We start from the raw sequence: 14,360 nt of genomic DNA on the forward strand, positions 1-14,360 counted from the left end.
GCTCAATCCGCCGGCGTGAGCGCCACGAGCGGAATCACCTGCAGGCCGCGCGCGAGATGTGTCTGCAGCAGGCGATGGGTGAACGGTTCGAACGTGCCGTCCGTCGCGTCGGCCACGAGCCGCGCCGCCGCATCGAGCGACTCCGCCGAACCGAGATAGCACCAGCCGTCGATCACGTGAAACAGGCGGCGCTCTCCGCTCGCCTCGAACGCGACGGCGCCTTCGAACGGCCAGGGCGCCCCGCCCGCGCGGACGGCGTCGGCTGCGGGGCGCCGGTTGTACGACGGGCGCAACCGCGCGATCCATTGCGCTTCGGCGAGCATCGCCCCGAGCTCGTTGCCGGTCTCGCGCCATTCGACGCGCCGCACCTGCTGCGCGAGCCGCATTTCCTTCGACGAGCGGCGCTCGCCGGTCAGCAGCGCACGCAGCCGCTGCCGCACGCGCACACTGCGGCCGACATACAGCGCTTCGTCACGCTCCCCGAACAGCGCATACGCGCCGCACCCTGCCGGCGCGGTATCCAGCCAGGCCTCGGTGAGATCGCCGCCCAGACGGAAATGACGCGTCGTCCGCGCGATCTGCTCGCGCAGCCGCTCGAGCGGCACGATGTCGTGCAACTGGCGCCAGAACTGCCAGAGCAGGTCGGCATCGGCCAGCGCGCGATGGCGCGCGGCCGGAACGAGCCCATGCCGTTCGATCAGCGCATCCAGCCCATGCCGCGATTCGCGCGGAAACAGCGCGCGCGACAGCCGCACCGTACAGAGCACATCGGGATTGAAGGCCAGCCCGGCGCGCTCGAATTCAGCGCGCAGGAAGCCGCGGTCGAAGCTCGCGTTGTGCGCGACGAACAGCTTGCCGTCGAGCCGCTCGAACAGTGCCGGCGCGAGCGACGCGAACGTCGGCGCGTCACGCACCATCGCGTCCGAAATGCCAGTCAGTTGCTGGATGAACGGCGGAATCGCCTGCCCCGGATTGACGAGGCTCGTCCACGTCGATACGCCGAGCGGCCCGATTTCGACCACGCCGATTTCGGTGATGCGGTGATCGGCGAGCGAGCCGCCGGTGGTTTCAAGGTCGACGAAGACGAGCGGCTGTTCGCTGGCGGGATCGGACGGACGGGAAGCGGACATGAAAAGACTGGGAAACGATGCTTCCGTGAGTATGCACCGGCATGCGCACTCGCGACCAGCCCGGACGGGGTCGTTCCGTCCCCGGAAAGCAAAAAGCCCCCGCGATGCGGGGGCCGGACGTGATCGGCAATGCGTGGCGCGTCAGACCGCCTGGATATTCGCTGCCTGCTTGCCTTTCGGCCCGACTTTGACGTCGAACGAGACACGCTGGTTTTCCTTCAGCGTCTTGAAGCCGTCCATCCGGATTTCGGAAAAGTGCGCAAACAAATCTTCACCGCCATTGTCCGACGTAATAAAACCAAAGCCTTTAGCATCGTTAAACCATTTCACGATACCGGTATCCATGTCTTCGTTCCCCACTCGATAAGATCAAAAAAGCTATTTTTATAGCCGTTACCCGAAATCCCGAAACATTGTGCCGGCACCCGCACCAGCACGCCGCCCGAGGACGGAGTGCTGACTTTATAAATTGGACAATCCGGGTGCGTCAAGAAAATTTTTGGCGGCTCTTTTATCGAAAAGACGCTAATACCACTGGAATCGGTACACCATCGCCTTTGATTAATTGGTTCGCATCAAAAACCTGTCAATATTACCGGGACCGGATCGCTAATAATGCAGTCCGTGAAATTACTACCGGGGACAAATCGACCCGGTAAAATCCTCGGGTTTTTTCCGGGTTGCGGAAATCCGGGGACGTTGCGATCCTGAATCAACGCCGAAAGGAAGGAGAGGGTCATGTGGCTGGACGGAATCAAGCGCTTCGCGAGCCGGCTCGGACGCGTACGTCGCAAGTCCCGCGCCCTGGCCGAGTCCGCGCGCGAAGCGCCGTGCGACACCGAATTCGATATGACGTGGCACGGCGATCACTGGCAGAACCTGCTCGCATCGCCCCTGGATGCCCGTCACTACGTGATGGAAGACTGGACCTACACACCGCCGCCGGTCGAAGCAGAAGATGCCACGCCCGCGGGCAAGCGCAAGCGCCGCTCGTACACGCGGTAAGCGCAGCGGGCAGCGGGGCAAAAAAAAGCGCGACTGGGAAGTCGCGCCGACAAAGGTTTGGAGATCTTTTCCGTCAACGAAAAAGTCTGCTTCGGAAAGCAGAGATCGCAGTATAGCGAGAGAACCACCTTTCATTATCCATGCTCCACACAAACCTCTATTGCCGATGTGTCAATAATCGCGCTATAGCCGCTCCTGTCCGCTGCTGACCGTCTGTCGCAATCGCGCAACACCCGTTACGCAGTCCTGATTGCTATTTCCCTTCGCCGCACTGCCGCAAACCCTTACCAGGTAATGGTTTCCGCGAGTTTTTCAATTTTTGCGGATTCCAAAATACACTATTTCTTAAAGCGTGAGCCGCCCCCGCTTCGCACCCTCCGTACACTGCGGATGGCTTTCTGATAAGCGCACCGCCGCTCTGCCGGGCCGGCTACAGCGTCAAGCAAAACACGGCCAGTCCACCGCAGGTTCGATCGACATCATCCTGTTTGGAGACAGATCCATGAAAAAAACCCTGATCGTCACCGCGTTGTCGGGTGTATTCGTTACCGCAGCCCATGCTCAAAGCAGCGTTACGCTGTACGGCCTGATCGATGCAGGCATCACCTACACGAACAATCAGGGCGGGCATAGCTCATGGTCGGAACGCAGCGGCCAGATCAACGGCAGCCGCTGGGGCCTGCGCGGCACGGAAGATCTCGGCGGCGGACTGAAAGCAATCTTCGTGTTGGAGAACGGCTTCAACATCGCCAACGGCACGCTGGGCCAAAATGGCCGCGAGTTCGGCCGCCAGGCGTTCGTCGGCCTGTCGCAAGACCAGTTTGGCTCCGTCACCCTCGGTCGCCAATACGATAGCGTCGTCGATTACATCGGGCCGCTGTCGCTGACCGGCACGCAATTCGGCGGCACTCAATTTGCCCACCCGTTCGACAACGACAACCTGAACAATTCGTTCCGGATCAATAACTCCGTCAAATATACGAGCGTCAATTTCGGCGGCCTGAAGTTCGGCGCGTTGTACGGCTTCTCGAACAGCAACCAGTTCTCGAACAACCGTGCATACAGCGCGGGGGTGTCGTATACCTACGCCGGCTTCAACATCGGCGCCGGCTACCTGCAGTTGAACAATGACATCTCGGGGCTCACGGCAGCTGCGGTCACCAACAGCGCCGGCGCGGTGGCAGGCGACAACACGTTCGTCGGCAAGCGTCAGCGCGTGTTCGGCGGCGGCCTGAACTACACGTTCGGCCCCGCAACGGCCGGCTTCGTATTCACGCAAACGCGTGTGAACCGGGCGCTCGGCATCTCCGCGGGTGCCTCGGGCGTGTCGAGCGGCCTAGGTCTCGACGGCACGTTCGCCCGCTTCAACAACTACGAAGTGAACGCGCGCTACGCGCTCACGCCGGCCTTGTCGCTGGCCGGGTCGTACACGTACACCGCCGGCTTCCTGGACGGCCGTCATCCGGGCTGGAATCAGTTCAACCTGCAGACCGACTATGCGCTGTCCAAGCGGACCGACGTGTATGTGCAAGGCGTGTATCAGCGAGTCAGCACGGACGGCCTGGGCATCGGCGCCTATGTCAATGGCCTCGGTGGCGCTTCGTCGACCAACAAGCAGATCGCGGTGACCGCCGGCCTGCGCCATCGCTTCTGAGCAACCGGCAACGCCAACGCAACGTACACGCGAATAAAAAAGCGCCCCGTCGGGGCGCTTTTACTTGGCTGCATCGGACCGATACGCTCAGGCGTCGCCCCGCCCCGGATACCGGACGTCGAGTATGTCGATCGGCTGCGGGCCGGCCGGCGTCATCAGCGTGACGGTGTCGCCGATCTTCGCCTTGATCAGCGCACGCGCGACGGGCGAAATCCAGCTGACGCAGCCGCGATCGAGGTCGACCTCGTCGATCCCGACGATCGTCACCGTGTGATCCTCGCCGTCCGGCGTCTCGTAATCGACCGTCGCGCCGAAGAACACCTGGTCGACATTCTCCTGCCGGCTCGCGTCGACGACTTCGGCGAGGTCGAGTCGCTTCGTCAGGAAGCGGATGCGGCGATCGATCTCCCGAAGCCGCCGCTTGCCGTAGATGTAGTCGCCGTTCTCCGACCGGTCGCCGTTCGATGCGGCCCACGACACGAGCCGCACGACCTCGGGGCGCTCGACGTCGATCAGGTTCAGCAGCTCGTCCCGCAGCCGCTTGTGGCCCGCCGGCGTGATGTAGTTTTTCGCACCCGCGGGAATCGCGGGTTGAGCCTGGTCGAGATCGTCGTCACCGTCCGACTCTTTGACAAACGCCTTGTTCATGATGCAGATTCAACGTGGATGACTGATCCCCCAAGGGTACACGAAGGGCGGCCGGCCAAGGCCATGGCACCAAATTCGCGAATAAGGCTTCCCTTTTTATACGACTCTGCTATACTTCCGCTTCTGCGTGCGGCTGTAGCTCAGTTGGATAGAGTACTTGGCTACGAACCAAGGGGTCGTGGGTTCGAATCCTGCCAGCCGCGCCACTTTTTCGAGGGCCTTCCGAACCGAAGGCCCTTTCAGTTCGAAGCAGTAGAAGTTTGTTGTTGCGTGCGGCTGTAGCTCAGTTGGATAGAGTACTTGGCTACGAACCAAGGGGTCGTGGGTTCGAATCCTGCCAGCCGCGCCACTTTTTTGGGGGCCTTCCCATCGCAGAAGGTTCCGACAGTTGAAGCAGTACCGTTTTGCGTGCGGCTGTAGCTCAGTTGGATAGAGTACTTGGCTACGAACCAAGGGGTCGTGGGTTCGAATCCTGCCAGCCGCGCCACCTTAAAAGGGCTTTCCTTCGGGAAAGCCCTTTTTCTTTTTGCGCCCGCCCTCCTCACTCGCACCATCGCCCGCACGCCTTCGGCAACGCGCCGGCAACGTCACGCGCCCTTTCGGCCGCGTCAATGAAAACGGCGGCCATTGGCCGCCGTCCGTCGAGCATCGAATCCACCCGCCAGGGCACGTGAGCGTCAGTAGTCCTGCCGCTCGCGCTCGATACGCATGCCGCCGTCATGGCGCGCATGCGCACCGTCGTCGGTCGAGCGCTCGCGCATGATCCGCATCACGTCGGGATTGGTTCTCACGCGCCGCATCACGTTCGCGAGATGCACGCGGTCGCTGACCTGGATCACGAAGCGCAGCACCGTCGATTCGTGCGTCAGATCCTCGTCCATCGCGATATGGACGATGTTCGCGTCGGCCGACGTGATGTCCGCCGCGACGCGCGCAAAGATGCCCTTCGTGTTCTTCACCAACGCCTTCACCGCGACATCGAACAGGCGGCCCGGCTGCGGCGCCCATTCGACGTCGATCCAGCGGCCCGGATCGCGGCGATGGATGCGCTGCGCGACACGGCAGTCCGTCGTATGAATCGCCATGCCCAGACCGATGCCGATGTAACCCATGATCGCGTCGCCCGGGATCGGCCGGCAGCATGCGGACAACTGCACGGACATCCCTTCGGTGCCGGTAATCACGACCGGCGGCGCATGATGCGCGGGATGCCGCTCGGACTTCGGCAGATCGTCGTCCGCGTCGCGGCCGCTCATCAGCACCTCGATGCGCTTGGCCATCACCGCGGCGACGCGACGGCCGAGGCCGATGTCCGCGAAGATTTCCTGACGGCTCTTGTTGCCCGTCCACTGCACGAGCTTCTCCCACACTTCCGGCTCGACATCGGCCAGCGCGAGACCATAGCCCTTCAGGCTCTGGTCGACGAGCCGCTCGCCCAGCTGCACGGACTCGTTCAGGCGCATCGTCTTCAGATAGTGACGGATCGCCGAGCGTGCCTTGCCGGTGCGCACGAAGCCGAGCCATGCAGGGTTCGGCTTCGAATACGGCGCGGTGATCACCTCGACGATGTCGCCGCTCTTCAATTCGGTGCGCAGCGGCAGCAGTTCGTTGTTGATCTTCACGGCCACGCACTGGTTGCCGAGATCGCTGTGGATCGAATACGCGAAATCGAGCGCCGTCGCGCCGCGCGGCAGCGCCATGATCTTCGACTTCGGCGTGAACACGTAGACCGCGTCGGGGAACAGGTCGATCTTCACGTGCTCGAGGAATTCGCTCGAATCGCCCGCTTCGCTCTGGATGTCGAGCAGCGACTTCAGCCACTGATGCGCGCGCTTCTGCACGTCGCTGAGATCCGCGCTGCCGTTCTTGTATAGCCAGTGCGCGGCGACCCCCGCCTCGGCGATCTCGTGCATCTTGCGCGTACGCACCTGGAACTCGATCGGCGCGCCGAACGGGCCGACGAGCGTCGTGTGCAACGACTGATAGCCGTTGATCTTCGGGATCGCGATGTAATCCTTGAACTTGCCGGGCACCGGCTTGTACAGCGCGTGCAACGCGCCGATGCACGTGTAGCAGTCGAGCGGGCTGTCGACGACGACACGGAAGCCGTACACGTCGAGCACCTGCGAGAACGACAGCTGCTTGTCGCGCATCTTGCGATAGACGCTGTAGATGGTTTTCTCGCGGCCGGTGATCTCGGCGTCGATCTTCGCGTCGGCCATCGCGCGCTGCGCGGCCTCGAGGATCTTGCTGATCACTTCGCGGCGATTGCCGCGCGCGGCCTTCACCGCCTTCTCGAGCGTCGCGTAGCGATGCGGGTTGAAGTTCGCGAAGCTCATGTCCTGCAGCTCGCGATACGTGTTGTTCAACCCGAGCCGGTGCGCGATCGGCGCATAGATGTCGAGCGTTTCCCGCGCGACGCGGCGGCGTTTTTCCATCGGCACCGCGCCGAGCGTGCGCATGTTGTGCAGGCGATCGGCGAGCTTGACGAGAATGACGCGCACGTCGCGCGCCATCGCGAGCAGCATCTTGCGGAAGTTTTCCGCCTGCGCTTCCTCGCGGCTGCGGAATTCCATCTTGTCGAGCTTCGACAGGCCGTCGACCAGCTCGGCGACCTTCGGGCCGAATCGCTCGGCCAGCTCGTTCTTGGTCACGCCCTGGTCTTCCATCACGTCGTGCAGCAACGCGGCCATCACGGCCTGCGCGTCGAGCTTCCAGCCGGCGCAGATTTCCGCGACGGCGACGGGATGGGTGATGTAGGGCTCGCCGCTCTGGCGATATTGACCGAGGTGGGCTTCGTCGCTGAAGTGGAACGCCGCCTTGACCTCTTTGATTTCGTCCGGAGCGAGATACTCGGCAAGCGCGGCCGTCAGTTTCGCGATCGAAACGACGCCGTGCTTGCGCGGCTGCTCCGGTGTGGCGGTCGGCCCGAACAGATGCCGGAAGGACTGTTCGAGGACCGCGTCGATGTACTGGCGCGCAGGCGACTGGGCCGTGGCTTCGGTGGTCGAATCCGCGGAGGCGGACGATGGGGTGGTGCTCATATTCGCCTCCAGGTCGAGTCGTTGCGCGCGTGGACTACATGGCTGGAACGGGCCGGATGCGCGTTACACCGGCACCTTCTTCAGCATCTCGACGCCGACCTGGCCGGCGGCGATTTCGCGCAGCGCGACGACGGTCGGCTTGTCGCGGCTTTCGATTTTCGGCGTATGGCCTTGCGCGAGCTGCCGCGCGCGGTAGGTGGCGGCGAGCGCCAGTTCGAAGCGGTTCGGGATTTGCTTCAGGCAGTCTTCGACGGTAATGCGAGCCATGTTGGTAATTCCTTCTGAATATAGTCCTTATTCTACCTTATGTCCCTCGTGCCCCGCGTCATTCCGCGTGGGGCAGATGGACGCCGAGGTCGATGAACAGCTCCGTGTGTCGCGCGTACTGCGAAGCAAAACGCAGGCGCGTCGCCGCGACGATGCATTCGAGTTCCGCGAGCGCACGCTCGAAATTCTCGTTGATCACCACGTATTCCGCTTCCGACGCGTGCGCGATCTCGCTGCCGGCGGCCAGCAGGCGCCGCGTGATCACGTTCGGTTCGTCCTGGCCGCGCTTCTTCAGGCGCTCTTCGAGCGCATCGAGCGACGGCGGCAGGATGAAGATGCCGACCGCGTTGCGGAACTGCTTCTTCACCTGCAACGCACCCTGCCAGTCGATTTCGAGCAGCACGTCGTGGCCGTTCCTCATCTGCTCTTCGATCCAGACGCGCGACGTGCCGTAGTAGTTGCCGTGCACTTCCGCGCTCTCGAGGAATTCGTGCGCCGCGTGACGCGCGCGGAAATCCTCGACGGTCGTGAAGTGGTAGTGCTGGCCGTCCTGCTCGCCCGGGCGCGGCTTGCGCGTCGTGTACGAGATCGACAGGCAGATGTCGCGGTCCTTCGACAGCAGCGCATTCACGAGCGTCGACTTGCCGGCGCCCGACGGCGCGACGACCATGAACAGGTTACCGGGATAGACGCCGCCATGCAGCGAATGCGACGCGTGGCCGTCGCGGTTAGGGTCGGTCATGTTGCTGTTACTCCAGGTTTTGCACTTGCTCGCGCATCTGCTCGATCAGCAGCTTCAGCGCCATCGACGCGTCGGCGAGTTCCTTCGCCGCCGCCTTCGAGCCGAGCGTGTTCGCTTCGCGATTCAGTTCCTGCATCATGAAGTCGAGACGCTTGCCGACGCGGCCGCCCTTCTCGATCACGTGACGCGTTTCATTCAGGTGCGCGGTGAGCCGCGACAGCTCTTCCGCGATGTCGATCCGGATTCCGTACATCGTCACTTCCTGACGGATGCGCTCCGCGGCTTCCTCGCGCGTGACGACCGTCGAGCCGCCTTCGGGCGCCGCGAGGCCGAGCGCTTCCTGCAGCCGCTCGACGATCTTCTGCTGATGCTTCGCGATCAGCTCCGGCACGAGCGGCGTGATGCGCGCGACGATCGCCTCCATCTCGGTGACGTTCGACAGCAGCATCGTCGCCAGTTGCGCGCCTTCGCGCGAACGCACGACGACGAGCTCGCCGATCGCCTCCTTGCCGCAGGCAAGCACCGCGTCACGGATCGCCTCGGCCGACACGCCGCTCTCGGCGAGCACGCCGGGCCAGCGCAGGACTTCACCCGCGCGCAGGCGGCCGACGCCCGGGAACGAATCGAGCACCGCGCGCTCCAGCTCGGCAAGCTGGCCGAGCGCCGACTGGTTCAGCGCGCCCGCGCCGATGCTCTGCTCGCCGCGCTGCAGGTTGATCCGCACGTCGACCTTGCCGCGCGACAGCTTGTTCATCAGCATTTCGCGCAGCGCGGGTTCGCACGCACGCACGTCGTCCGGCATCCGGAAATTGAGATCGAGGAAGCGCGAGTTCACGGTGCGCAGTTCGACCGACACGCTGGTGCCGCCGTTGCCGGCAGCCGTCGCAAGTTCGCGCGTCGCGCTCGCGTAGCCCGTCATGCTGTAGATCATGGTTCGTCTCGCCGTCTGGTGCCCTCGCGGGCGGGGAATACATCGAGGCGCCCGGCGCATCGGAAGGCGCGGGGCGGGAAGCGCGCATTATCCCATTTTTGCGGACCACCCCGCCGGGCACGCCCGCCGTTCGGCGCTAAAATCGGGGTTTCCTCTCCTTCCGCGACTTCCCCATGACGTCTTCCGTTTCCCGCCCGAGCGGCCGCCGCGCCGACGAACTGCGCAAGGTCGCCCTCACGCGCCACTACACGAAACACGCCGAAGGCTCCGTGCTGGTCGAATTCGGCGATACCAAGGTGCTCTGCACCGCGAGCGTCGCCGAGCGCGTGCCCGAGTTCCTGCGCGAGCGCGGGCAAGGCTGGCTGACTGCCGAATACGGGATGCTGCCGCGCGCGACCCACACGCGCAGCGACCGTGAGGCCGCACGCGGCAAGCAGACGGGCCGCACGCAGGAAATTCAGCGCCTGATCGGCCGCGCGCTGCGCGCGGTGTTCGATCTCGAGGCGCTCGGCCCGCGCACGATCCATATCGACTGCGACGTGATCCAGGCCGACGGCGGCACGCGCACGGCCAGCATCACCGGCGCGTTCGTCGCCGCGCACGACGCCGTGTCGACGCTGATCGCGGCCGGCAAGCTCGCGCGCTCGCCGATCACCGACCACGTCGCCGCGATCTCGGTCGGCGTGTACGAAGGCGCGCCCGTGCTCGACCTCGACTACGCGGAAGATTCGCGCTGCGACACCGACATGAACGTCGTGATGACGGGCGCGGGCGGCTTCGTCGAAGTCCAGGGCACCGCCGAAGGCGTGCCGTTCTCGCGCGCCGAGATGAACGCGCTGCTCGACCTCGCGCAGGGCGGGATCGCCGAGCTGGTGCAGTTGCAGAAAGAGGTCCTGGGTGCGAGCCATGCCTGACGACCGTACCGTCGCGCCGCTGTCGCGCATCGTTCTCGCGTCGAACAACCCGGGCAAGCTGCGCGAATTCACCGCGCTGTTCTCGACGGTCGGCATCGAGATCGTCCCGCAGGGCGAACTCGCGGTGCCGGAGGCGGAAGAGCCGTTCGGCACGTTCATCGAGAACGCGCTGACCAAGGCACGCCACGCTTCGCGGCTCACCGGGCTGCCGGCGATCGCCGACGATTCGGGCCTGTGCGTGCGCGTGCTGCGCGGCGCGCCGGGCGTCTATTCGGCACGCTACGCGCAGCGCGCGGGCCGCGACAAGGGCGACGCGGCGAACAACGCGTATCTCGTCGAGCAACTGCGCGGCGTCGACGACCGGCGCGCGTACTACTGCTGCGTGCTCGCGCTCGTCCGCCATGCGGACGATCCGGAACCGCTGTTCGCCGAAGGGCGCTGGGCCGGCGAGATCGTCGATACGCCGCGCGGCGAACACGGTTTCGGCTACGACCCGTATTTCTACCTGCCGTCGCTCGGCGCGACGGCCGCCGAACTCGAGCCGGCCGTGAAGAACACGCACAGCCATCGCGCGCTGGCGCTGAAGGCGTTGCTCGCGCGGCTCGCGGAGGAAGCATGAGTTTGCTCGATACCCATTCGCTGCGGGAGGTCGCATGAGCCAGGCCGCGGACACCGGCGCGCGCGTCGTCGCGACCTTCACGTCGCCCGGCCAGGTGCGTCTCACGTCGCTGCCGCCGCTCGCGCTGTACGTGCATTTCCCGTGGTGCGTGCGCAAGTGCCCGTACTGCGATTTCAACTCGCACGAATGGAAAGGCGAACGGTTCCCGGAAGCCGACTATCTCGACGCGTTGCGCGCCGACCTCGAGCAGGCGCTGCCGCTCGTGTGGGGCCGGCAGGTGCATACCGTGTTCATCGGCGGCGGCACGCCGAGCCTGCTGTCGGCGGCCGGCCTCGACCGGATGCTGTCCGACGTGCGCGCGCTCTTGCCGCTCGACGCCGATGCCGAGATCACGCTCGAGGCGAATCCGGGCACGTTCGAAGCCGCGAAGTTCGCGCAGTTCCGCGCCAGCGGCGTGAACCGCCTGTCGGTCGGCATCCAGAGCTTCAACGAAGCGCACCTCAAGGCGCTCGGCCGGATTCACGACACCGCGCAGGCACGCGCGGCCGTCGAGATCGCCGCGAAGAACTTCGACAACTTCAACCTCGACCTGATGTTCGCATTGCCGAACCAGACGCTGGACGAATGCCGCACCGACATCGAGACCGCGCTGGCGTTCGCGCCGCCGCACCTGTCGCTGTATCACCTGACGCTCGAGCCGAATACGCTGTTCGCGAAGTTCCCGCCCGTCGTTCCCGACGACGACGCGTCGGCCGACATGCAGGAATGGATCCATGCGCGCACGGCCGAAGCCGGCTACGGGCGCTATGAAGTGTCCGCATACGCGAAGCCGAATCATCAGTGCAAGCACAACCTGAATTACTGGCGCTTCGGCGACTATCTCGGGATCGGCGCGGGCGCCCATACGAAGCTGTCGTTCCCGAACCGGATCCTGCGGCAGGCGCGCTACAAGCATCCGGCGACCTTCATCGAGCAGGCGAAGGCCGGCACGGCCGTGCAGGAAGAGCGTGAAGTCGGCGCGCGCGACCTGCCGTTCGAATTCATGCTGAACACGCTGCGGCTCGTCGAGGGCTTCCCCGTGCACAGCTTCGCGGAACGCACGGGCCTGCCGATGAGCACGATCGAGCCGGCGCTGAAGGAAGCGGAACGGCGCGGGCTGATCACGCGCGATTTCACGCAGATCGCACCGACGCCGCTCGGCCAGCGTTTCCTCAACGACCTGCAGGAATTGTTCCTGCGCGACGACTGAACGCATGAACGACGCGGCATTTCGGTTACAATGCCGCCTCGTGTGGAAGCGTGGCCGAGCGGTTTAAGGCACTGGTCTTGAAAACCAGCGACGGGAAACTGTCCGTGAGTTCGAATCTCACCGCTTCCGCCAGGAAGTTCGCCGAACCCCGTCCATTCGCAGAATGACGGGGTTTTTGTTTGTCCGCTCGCGCGCGCCCCGCACGTTCCGACGCGTCGCGCCGGATGCCGTTACAATCCCGCGCTCCGATTCGCGAAACGGGAAATCCACGTCATGAAGCCCTTCCTCGTCTCGTCGCTCGTCGCCCTGCTGGCCGCCGTCAGCACGCATGCAGCGGCCGACACCGCCTCCGGCAGCGACGCGCAGGCGTCGTGCGCGATCGCGTACGTGACCGGCGTCGGCGGTTCGCCGCGCGGCCTCAGCGAATATCTCGCGAGCCCGTCGCCATACAACTACCTGAAGGACAACGAGCTTCAGTGCAAGGTGGGCGACGACGGACGCACGTCGAACTGCACCGGCGTGACCTACCTGCGCAACGAACAGGTCAGCGTGTATGACGATTCCGATCCGGCGACGCTGACCGTCGTCGCGCGCGTGGAACTCGACCATGGCCAGAAGTATCCGGTGATCGTCGTCGTGCAGCGCAAGGACGCGCGCTGCAAGTAGCGAAGTCGCGGTGCGACGCGCGCCGTCGGTCGAGACGGAACGTGCGTTCACGCCGCGCCTCGCGCGGCACCCGCCCGGCGGGCACGGGCGGCGGCGCTCAGTCATGCAAACCGGACCAGCACGTCAAGCAGCGCACCGGCGCCCGACGCGAAAAATACGATGATCCGCATTTCCGTCGCTCGCTGATGGAACCGGCGCCGGATCGACGCAGTACGCGCGCCCGGACGCCTGCCGCCGCACACAGCCGGACGCCTCCCGGCCCGCCCCGCCATCGCCTAGAATTCGTTCAACACGGCGACACGAACGCCGCCGCGTGTTCGATGTATTCGATGCCGCACGCGCCACCCCTGCGCGCGGCACACGGAGATCGCCATGACCGACCTGTCGACCGCGACGGACCACGTCGATTACGAAGGCTTCGAGATCCATGTCGTGCCGGCCACGCTGCCAGGCAGCGACACGCGCTATACCTACGCCGGCTACGTATGCCATCCGGGCGTGAATCCGGCGCTGCCAGGCCATGCGGTGCCGTTTCACGCGGACGGCGAGGAAAGCTTCGCGAGCCTCGACGAGGCGACCCACGAAGCCATCCACATCGGCAAGAGCATCATCGACGGCACGCACCCCGACCTGTCGGTACTGTCGCTCGTCACGCACGGCTTCTGAACCGGCCGACGCACGTCGCCGGCGATTGCCCGGGAGGTGCGGTCGAGATTGCCGCATCGGCGGACCGCTGCGCCAGCCGGACGATCGATCGCAGCGTGCCGTGGCTTTCAACCTTGCAACACGCGCGTCCGCCGCGGCCGCTGTCACATGTCGCGTCACATCACGACGCACGTTGCACGGTTGCTCGACGCGGCGCCCGGCCGTCATCATCAGCGATCCCGGCGGCCGATCCAGCGCGCTATGCGTTTCTCCCCATATCGTCTCGCGCCGGGGCGCCTATCATTTTTTTATCGTCCCTCCCGGCCATTACCTCATGCGCCCCCTTCTCCGTCCGTGCATCGCCCGGCTGCGTGTTGCCGCGCTGGCCGCCGTCGCCCTGCTTGCCGCGTGCACGATCACGCCGCCTTCGTCGCTACGCTCGGTGCTGACGATTCCGTCGGTCATACGCAGCGGCAACCTCGACCAGTATCGCGTCGAGGTCGCGCATCGTGTCGCCGAACGCAATCCGTCCGGCATGCTGCACGGCACACCGCAGGCCATGCTCCGTTCGCTCGTCGTCGTCGCCTTCACCGTCGATGGCAGTGGCCGCGTCGTCAACGCATCCGTCTATCGCAGCAACGGCGACAGCGAAGCGGAAGCGCTCGCGCTCGCGTCGCTGCGCCGCTCGGCTCCGCTGCCGGCGCCGCCGTCGCGGCTGCTCGACGGCAACGGCCGGCTCGAACTGATGGAAGGCTGGCTCTTCAACGACGACGGCCACTTCCAGCTGCAAAGCACCGCCTCCGCGCAGGCGCAATCGATCGATTGATGCGCCGCCGCGGCCCGATT

The 14,360-nt window shown here is 64.9% G+C and carries 15 protein-coding genes and 4 tRNA genes; 12 read left to right on the forward strand and 7 right to left on the reverse strand.

Annotated features, from left to right (window positions below; all coding sequences use genetic code 11):
* Positions 1 to 2: 2 nt before the first annotated feature.
* Positions 3 to 1,130 carry an exonuclease domain-containing protein gene (locus H3O04_RS06285; protein WP_023475189.1) on the reverse strand — a complete coding sequence of 376 codons (1,128 nt, stop codon included), beginning with the start codon at positions 1,128 to 1,130 and terminating at the stop codon, positions 3 to 5.
* 141 nt (positions 1,131 to 1,271) lie between these two features.
* A complete protein-coding gene (locus H3O04_RS06290) occupies positions 1,272 to 1,475 on the reverse strand; it encodes a cold-shock protein (RefSeq protein ID WP_006476615.1) in 204 nt (67 codons plus the stop codon).
* 393 nt (positions 1,476 to 1,868) lie between these two features.
* On the opposite strand from H3O04_RS06290, the gene H3O04_RS06295 reads away from it, so the two are divergent.
* Complete coding sequence (locus H3O04_RS06295) at positions 1,869 to 2,135, forward strand: hypothetical protein (RefSeq protein WP_023475190.1); 267 nt, start codon at positions 1,869 to 1,871, stop codon at positions 2,133 to 2,135.
* A 502-nt stretch (positions 2,136 to 2,637) separates the two neighbouring features.
* Complete coding sequence (locus tag H3O04_RS06300; protein ID WP_012328103.1) at positions 2,638 to 3,789, forward strand: porin; 1,152 nt, start codon at positions 2,638 to 2,640, stop codon at positions 3,787 to 3,789.
* Positions 3,790 to 3,876: 87 nt separating this feature from the next.
* Here the strand turns inward: H3O04_RS06300 and greB are convergent, their stop codons facing one another.
* Entirely contained in the window at positions 3,877 to 4,437 is a 561-nt protein-coding gene (gene greB, locus H3O04_RS06305; RefSeq protein ID WP_124591692.1) for a transcription elongation factor GreB, read from the reverse strand.
* A gap of 129 nt (positions 4,438 to 4,566) precedes the next feature.
* Between greB and H3O04_RS06310 the strand changes: the two genes are divergently transcribed.
* From H3O04_RS06310 to H3O04_RS06320, 3 genes are all read left to right on the forward strand, one after another.
* Positions 4,567 to 4,643 (forward strand) — tRNA-Arg (locus tag H3O04_RS06310).
* A gap of 66 nt (positions 4,644 to 4,709) precedes the next feature.
* Positions 4,710 to 4,786 (forward strand) — tRNA-Arg (locus H3O04_RS06315).
* 61 nt (positions 4,787 to 4,847) lie between these two features.
* Positions 4,848 to 4,924: transfer RNA gene (locus tag H3O04_RS06320), tRNA-Arg, on the forward strand.
* Positions 4,925 to 5,114: 190 nt separating this feature from the next.
* Here the strand turns inward: H3O04_RS06320 and H3O04_RS06325 are convergent.
* The 4 genes from H3O04_RS06325 to H3O04_RS06340 form a co-directional block, all read right to left on the reverse strand.
* A complete protein-coding gene (locus tag H3O04_RS06325; protein WP_006476619.1) occupies positions 5,115 to 7,481 on the reverse strand; it encodes a RelA/SpoT family protein in 2,367 nt (788 codons plus the stop codon).
* A 63-nt stretch (positions 7,482 to 7,544) separates the two neighbouring features.
* Positions 7,545 to 7,748 (reverse strand): DNA-directed RNA polymerase subunit omega, encoded by a 204-nt coding sequence (gene rpoZ, locus H3O04_RS06330; RefSeq protein WP_006025620.1) that lies wholly within the window; start codon positions 7,746 to 7,748, stop codon positions 7,545 to 7,547.
* Between the two features lie 58 nt (positions 7,749 to 7,806).
* The gene (gene gmk / locus H3O04_RS06335; protein ID WP_124591693.1) at positions 7,807 to 8,490 is read right to left on the reverse strand and encodes a guanylate kinase; all 684 of its coding nucleotides are present in this window, start codon (positions 8,488 to 8,490) and stop codon (positions 7,807 to 7,809) included.
* A gap of 7 nt (positions 8,491 to 8,497) precedes the next feature.
* Positions 8,498 to 9,421, reverse strand: a complete 924-nt coding sequence (locus H3O04_RS06340) for a YicC/YloC family endoribonuclease (RefSeq protein ID WP_012328100.1) — start codon at positions 9,419 to 9,421, stop codon at positions 8,498 to 8,500.
* Between the two features lie 173 nt (positions 9,422 to 9,594).
* Between H3O04_RS06340 and rph the strand changes: the two genes are divergently transcribed.
* From rph to H3O04_RS06375, 7 genes are all read left to right on the forward strand, one after another.
* Entirely contained in the window at positions 9,595 to 10,335 is a 741-nt protein-coding gene (gene rph, locus H3O04_RS06345) for a ribonuclease PH (protein ID WP_023475192.1), read from the forward strand.
* Complete coding sequence (rdgB, locus tag H3O04_RS06350; RefSeq protein ID WP_012328099.1) at positions 10,328 to 10,954, forward strand: RdgB/HAM1 family non-canonical purine NTP pyrophosphatase; 627 nt, start codon at positions 10,328 to 10,330, stop codon at positions 10,952 to 10,954. The genes rph and rdgB overlap by 8 nt, the downstream gene beginning before the upstream one ends.
* Positions 10,955 to 10,988: 34 nt before the next feature.
* Positions 10,989 to 12,203 (forward strand): radical SAM family heme chaperone HemW, encoded by a 1,215-nt coding sequence (gene hemW / locus H3O04_RS06355; RefSeq protein ID WP_023475194.1) that lies wholly within the window; start codon positions 10,989 to 10,991, stop codon positions 12,201 to 12,203.
* Between the two features lie 44 nt (positions 12,204 to 12,247).
* Positions 12,248 to 12,335 (forward strand) — tRNA-Ser (locus H3O04_RS06360).
* A gap of 141 nt (positions 12,336 to 12,476) precedes the next feature.
* The gene (locus H3O04_RS06365; RefSeq protein ID WP_124476228.1) at positions 12,477 to 12,869 is read left to right on the forward strand and encodes a hypothetical protein; all 393 of its coding nucleotides are present in this window, start codon (positions 12,477 to 12,479) and stop codon (positions 12,867 to 12,869) included.
* 372 nt (positions 12,870 to 13,241) lie between these two features.
* Complete coding sequence (locus tag H3O04_RS06370; protein ID WP_124476227.1) at positions 13,242 to 13,535, forward strand: hypothetical protein; 294 nt, start codon at positions 13,242 to 13,244, stop codon at positions 13,533 to 13,535.
* Positions 13,536 to 13,848: 313 nt separating this feature from the next.
* Positions 13,849 to 14,340: an energy transducer TonB family protein gene (locus H3O04_RS06375; protein WP_011544846.1), complete on the forward strand. Its 492-nt coding sequence runs from the start codon at positions 13,849 to 13,851 to the stop codon at positions 14,338 to 14,340.
* Positions 14,341 to 14,360 lie beyond the last annotated feature (20 nt).

The organism is Burkholderia sp. KCJ3K979, assembly GCF_016759955.1.
GTDB lineage: Bacteria > Pseudomonadota > Gammaproteobacteria > Burkholderiales > Burkholderiaceae > Burkholderia > Burkholderia orbicola.

What these genes read in the sequence shown, in the direction of transcription:
- rpoZ (WP_006025620.1), bottom strand. Translation starts at nt 7,748, where the DNA reads ATGGCTCGCATTACCGTCGAAGACTGCCTGAAGCAAATCCCGAACCGC.
- H3O04_RS06365 (WP_124476228.1), top strand. Translation starts at nt 12,477, where the DNA reads ATGAAGCCCTTCCTCGTCTCGTCGCTCGTCGCCCTGCTGGCCGCCGTC.
- rph (WP_023475192.1), top strand. Translation starts at nt 9,595, where the DNA reads ATGACGTCTTCCGTTTCCCGCCCGAGCGGCCGCCGCGCCGACGAACTG.
- H3O04_RS06340 (WP_012328100.1), bottom strand. Translation starts at nt 9,421, where the DNA reads ATGATCTACAGCATGACGGGCTACGCGAGCGCGACGCGCGAACTTGCG.
- greB (WP_124591692.1), bottom strand. Translation starts at nt 4,437, where the DNA reads ATGAACAAGGCGTTTGTCAAAGAGTCGGACGGTGACGACGATCTCGAC.
- hemW (WP_023475194.1), top strand. Translation starts at nt 10,989, where the DNA reads ATGAGCCAGGCCGCGGACACCGGCGCGCGCGTCGTCGCGACCTTCACG.
- H3O04_RS06370 (WP_124476227.1), top strand. Translation starts at nt 13,242, where the DNA reads ATGACCGACCTGTCGACCGCGACGGACCACGTCGATTACGAAGGCTTC.
- rdgB (WP_012328099.1), top strand. Translation starts at nt 10,328, where the DNA reads ATGCCTGACGACCGTACCGTCGCGCCGCTGTCGCGCATCGTTCTCGCG.
- H3O04_RS06290 (WP_006476615.1), bottom strand. Translation starts at nt 1,475, where the DNA reads ATGGATACCGGTATCGTGAAATGGTTTAACGATGCTAAAGGCTTTGGT.
- H3O04_RS06325 (WP_006476619.1), bottom strand. Translation starts at nt 7,481, where the DNA reads ATGAGCACCACCCCATCGTCCGCCTCCGCGGATTCGACCACCGAAGCC.
- H3O04_RS06285 (WP_023475189.1), bottom strand. Translation starts at nt 1,130, where the DNA reads ATGTCCGCTTCCCGTCCGTCCGATCCCGCCAGCGAACAGCCGCTCGTC.
- H3O04_RS06295 (WP_023475190.1), top strand. Translation starts at nt 1,869, where the DNA reads ATGTGGCTGGACGGAATCAAGCGCTTCGCGAGCCGGCTCGGACGCGTA.
- H3O04_RS06375 (WP_011544846.1), top strand. Translation starts at nt 13,849, where the DNA reads ATGCGCCCCCTTCTCCGTCCGTGCATCGCCCGGCTGCGTGTTGCCGCG.
- gmk (WP_124591693.1), bottom strand. Translation starts at nt 8,490, where the DNA reads ATGACCGACCCTAACCGCGACGGCCACGCGTCGCATTCGCTGCATGGC.
- H3O04_RS06300 (WP_012328103.1), top strand. Translation starts at nt 2,638, where the DNA reads ATGAAAAAAACCCTGATCGTCACCGCGTTGTCGGGTGTATTCGTTACC.